The sequence below is a fragment of the Algoriphagus antarcticus genome, from assembly GCF_002150685.1.
GTDB classification, from domain to species: Bacteria; Bacteroidota; Bacteroidia; order Cytophagales; family Cyclobacteriaceae; genus Algoriphagus; species Algoriphagus antarcticus.
The window spans coordinates 1-4149 of sequence record NZ_MSSW01000066.1 but is presented as its reverse complement, the minus strand read 5'-3'; the positions used below and the strand labels follow the sequence as shown (position 1 = coordinate 4149).

The following is a 4149-nucleotide window of genomic DNA, read 5'->3' as shown; positions in this document are numbered from 1 at the left end:
GTGTCTCGAGGTGACTTTGACGATGACCATATGAATGGAATTGGTACCGATATCGATGGCAGCTAGGTTCATGGATCTTTTTGGATTTGATGAATACTAAAAGTACACGATAAAAAAGAAACGATAATGAAGTTTTAATATCTGAGTTTCGTTTGGCCTTGGAAAAATTTACACTCCTGCTGTTCGAGATTTGTTATCTCGAAATTCTTGCTGTTCGAGATTTGTATTCTCGAAATTTTATCCTGGGTCCCTGCTAGGAGCAGAACACTTGACTAAGCGTAGTCCCGAAAGCCCCGCTAGGCGTAGAGCGTTTGTCTAGGCCTAGAGAGACTCTATTCTAATAACTACCGTGTATTCCATCAAATTAATTATTCAGTCTTTCTCCAATTACCGTATTAGACCAATGATCATGAATTAATTTACCTGATTTCAAAAAATAATATCTCTGAATAAAAAAACCAATAACTGTAAGACATATATAAAAAGTTATTCCCTTTAGTAAATTCCTCCAGATAGATTTCCAAAAAGATATCGGCTTACCAAATTCATCTGAAACCTCTATTTTCATTATTCGTTTTCCAAATGCACCCTTCCATTTTGATGATTCTAAAATTGAGATTAAAACAGGAATTGAAAACAGTAATAAAAAATACAACACAACAAATATAGACAATACTTGATCATCATTTAGAAACAAAGAAAAGAAAAAGATTACCGAAATCAAAATAGTAAAAGTTGCTATCCAAATAATTATAAGGTCAAAAAAATATGCTTTTATTCGCTTCCAAAAAACCTTTCGATAATAATCAATTCTCCAGTTAGAATTAATGGGGCTGAAATCATCATCAATGATGTCTGAGGTATTACTTTCATAATTTCCCGAATTGGATAGTGAATTTTCCATTTGACATATTTAGGATTTGAATTTATAGAAGATTAAAACTATCAATCATCCCAAGGTTTTATTTCAATAGTTGATTGTTCAATTTTATAAATCTTGGTAATCTTGTCTTTGATTTCCTGTGCTACTGTTGCAAAAGCATCATCAATACTCCAAGTTTTCTGATCATAAAGGGGTATTCTTTCCTTTGGAAGTATTGGCAAATGTCCAAAAAAAGGTTCCGTCCAAAGGAAATTACGAACTATAATTGCAAGTATTCGGGTTTCCCTTTTATTATATCGAAGAATAACTTTGTTTATCCGATTTGCAGATAAATCCTCATCTGCAATAAAATCACTACTGCCAAATACAATTACAAGATCAGAAGAATATAATTTATCTTTATAATTAATAGTTTCAACACCAGCATCAATAGAATAATCACTGTATATTTCTATTGGAGGTGTCGAATTGCGTATAAACTGAGAAAGATGATTATGCACTATTTTACAAGCTTCAATATCAAGAGGATTAGAAGAAGCTAAAAAGTAAATTACAATATTATCTTTAATTTTTACTTCCGGTTGTTTAATTGGTGTCGTCATATTGTAAATAGAAATTTAATTTAATCTCCTTTAAATCAATTTTCTGAAATTAATCGGAGTTTTGTAATTTACTTAACATATATTCTACCAGTTTTTTTACCGAAACGGCTATTTCAGTGAAAGCATCATCAGGATTTTCATAATTAGTAACAGGCTTGGCATTACGGGGGAGAGCCTGTAATTTGGCAAAAGGCATATCCTGCCACAAGCAGTTTTTTATAATTACTGGGACTACTTTCGCGGTACCATTTTCGTGTCTCTTCATAGCCGTTTCAAGTTCTTTTTCCCAAATGTATTGCGAGGCAATAAAATCTTTACTTACGAGCAGCAAAATTATTTCTGCTCTATTAAGCTCTGCTAATATCTCTTCATTCCATTCTTGGCCGGCTATCAATTCTCTATCATCCCAAGTTTCAATTTTACCGGAGCGTTTTAAAGGCATTAAATGCTTATCGAGTTCCTTTTTTAAATCTTCGTCTGCATGAGCGTAGGACAAAAAAATTCGAGGCTTAAAAGTTTTAACAACTGTCATATATTTAAGTTTTATCCTAGTCAATATTGCATGTTCTAAAATAGGAATTAATTCCATTTTTTACTAAAATTCAATTATTAATAATTGGAATGATTACAGTTTAAAATATTTTTACCCATCCTCGGTGTAGTCTACTCTCTTTCAGTTCTGAAGTTCAGGTGGACGCTGGAAGTTTGGTACTACACCCTCCTATTATTCGCAATCTAAATCCCCGCCCCGCTAGGCGTAGAGCGCTCGACTAAGCGTAGTTTGTAACTACGCTTTTATATTTTAAGAATTTGCAATTCGGGCTATAAGAAGTATTTTCATTTTATGGGAGAGGCCTATCAAATCAAAGATCAAGAAATGCCTTACTTTTTGACTTTCCAAGTGGTAGGTTGGGCAGACATTTTTACCAGAAAATCATACCGAGATTTTATTCTAGAAAACTTGACCTATTGCAGAAAAGAAAAGGGATTGTATTTGTACGGCTATGTGATCATGACTAACCACATTCATTTGGTAGTACAACAGAAAGATGGAAAACTATCTGACTGGGTTCGGGATTTCAAAAAGTTTACCAGTAAGAAACTTCTGAAAATGATTCTTGAAAATCCTCAAGAAAGCAGAAAGGAATGGCTAAAAATGATCTTTGAATACCAAGCCAAATTCAATACGCGGGTTGGTGACATGCAATTTTGGACGCACGACAATCATGCAATAGAGTTATTTCGAGTAGATATGATTGAAAGTAGGATGACGTATATTCATGAAAATCCGGTAAGAGCTGGGATTGTCGAAAAGGAGGAAGATTATTTGTATTCTAGCGCAAGAAACTATTCTGGACTAAAAGGCTTAATTGAAGTGGATTTCTGGTAGTAACCTACTGATCCAATTGCAAATTGGTCGGGATATTAGGGTGAAGTTACAAACTTCACCCAGCTAACTCCCCACTAGGAGCAGAAAACTTGCCTAAGCTTAGTCCCGAAAGCTGTACGGGGGAAATAGACTCATCCTTTGATAATTTCCACTTCCAATCCTAAAAACTCTCCCAAGGTATCCGAAAAACGCTGCGCTTCCCAGATCTCCAGATCCAGACTTTCTTCCCCGAATAGCTTGATGGTCAGCTTATCGGCCGAAGGGATGCAATAGACGTTTTCCACCCATTGATTTTTGGTTTTATCCAATCCTACTGCAACCCTCAAAATTCCTGAAAGTCCTTTGACCAATCTTCGTAAATTCTTATCCAGCTTTTTGAATTTTTTGTGACGTTTTTTTGGACCAGATTTCCTGTGGTATCTGGACAGATGGGCTAGTATGGTCAGTTCATCATTGTTGAAGCCCCTCAGCCTTCCCTGCAAAATCAAATACCTGGAATGCTTATGGAAATCCTTAAAATTCACAAACTGACCTATATCATAGATCAGACTTGCATGGTGCAGCAACTCCCGGCTTGAATCCTCCAGGCCGTGCAGGGCCTTCAGTTGGTCAAAAAGCTGAAGTGCTAAATGCGATATATGCTTTTTCTCTTCGATATCCGTATCATAGCGCAAGGCCATCATCAGCGAACTGCTTTCACGGACATCTTTACCCTGCTCCAGACGGTCTAGTTTCTGGCCATTTTTCTCCAAATAGTCTATGATCAATCCGTCTCTCAAGGAAGCATCCGAAAGGGTGATTTCATCCACCTTGGACATTTTCAACAATTCCAAAAGCAAAAGTCCACCCAGATGGATGGCATCTACGCGGTTGGCACTGATGCCGGGAATAGCTGCTCTTTTCCCAGGCTCAAGTTCAAGGAGCTGAGCTATGATTTTTTCCAAGTCCTTTATTTTGACCACCTCAGCATTGACGGAACTGATGATGGTTTTATCATTTAAGGCCAAAGCTGCCTCTCCCAAGGTCCGGATGGTACCTGAAGTGCCTACTACCTTGGAAAAACCCACCTGTGAAGCTTTTGAGATAATTTTACCGGCAATTGAACGAATATGTTCTTTCAGGTCTTTTTGCTGTTTTCTGTCCAGGGGATCCTGATTTCCTACCCGATCTAAAAGTCTCAGGACACCCAGTTTCATACTGCTCATGAACAGTACTTCTTCCCGATTTCCTACCACTGCCTCAGTACTTCCACCGCCGATATCAAGGACTAGGAC

At 36.9% G+C, this 4149-nt stretch carries 5 protein-coding genes; 1 reads left to right on the top strand and 4 read right to left on the bottom strand.

Annotated features, from left to right (window positions below; all coding sequences use genetic code 11):
• Positions 1 to 364: 364 nt before the first annotated feature.
• From BVH04_RS20045 to BVH04_RS20035, 3 genes are read right to left on the bottom strand one after another with little or no spacing between them, the layout of a single operon-like run.
• Positions 365 to 904, bottom strand: coding sequence for an RDD family protein (locus tag BVH04_RS20045; protein ID WP_086543253.1), 540 nt, complete (start codon positions 902 to 904; stop codon positions 365 to 367).
• A gap of 41 nt (positions 905 to 945) precedes the next feature.
• Positions 946 to 1485: a type 1 glutamine amidotransferase family protein gene (locus tag BVH04_RS20040; RefSeq protein ID WP_086543252.1), complete on the bottom strand. Its 540-nt coding sequence runs from the start codon at positions 1483 to 1485 to the stop codon at positions 946 to 948.
• Between the two features lie 49 nt (positions 1486 to 1534).
• Positions 1535 to 2017 carry a toll/interleukin-1 receptor domain-containing protein gene (locus tag BVH04_RS20035; protein WP_169714470.1) on the bottom strand — a complete coding sequence of 161 codons (483 nt, stop codon included), beginning with the start codon at positions 2015 to 2017 and terminating at the stop codon, positions 1535 to 1537.
• A 312-nt stretch (positions 2018 to 2329) separates the two neighbouring features.
• Here BVH04_RS20035 and BVH04_RS20030 point away from each other — a divergent pair, with 312 nt between their 5' ends.
• Positions 2330 to 2875 carry an REP-associated tyrosine transposase gene (locus BVH04_RS20030; protein ID WP_086543250.1) on the top strand — a complete coding sequence of 182 codons (546 nt, stop codon included), beginning with the start codon at positions 2330 to 2332 and terminating at the stop codon, positions 2873 to 2875.
• 131 nt (positions 2876 to 3006) lie between these two features.
• Here the strand turns inward: BVH04_RS20030 and BVH04_RS20025 are convergent.
• Positions 3007 to 4149: Ppx/GppA phosphatase family protein (locus BVH04_RS20025; RefSeq protein WP_140160627.1), on the bottom strand; the 1143-nt coding region annotated here is incomplete at its 5' end.

Bases quoted from the DNA above. Each gene is read 5' to 3' on its own strand.
- BVH04_RS20040 (WP_086543252.1), bottom strand. From the start codon at position 1,485: ATGACGACACCAATTAAACAACCGGAAGTAAAAATTAAAGATAATATT.
- BVH04_RS20030 (WP_086543250.1), top strand. From the start codon at position 2,330: ATGGGAGAGGCCTATCAAATCAAAGATCAAGAAATGCCTTACTTTTTG.
- BVH04_RS20035 (WP_169714470.1), bottom strand. From the start codon at position 2,017: ATGACAGTTGTTAAAACTTTTAAGCCTCGAATTTTTTTGTCCTACGCT.
- BVH04_RS20045 (WP_086543253.1), bottom strand. From the start codon at position 904: ATGGAAAATTCACTATCCAATTCGGGAAATTATGAAAGTAATACCTCA.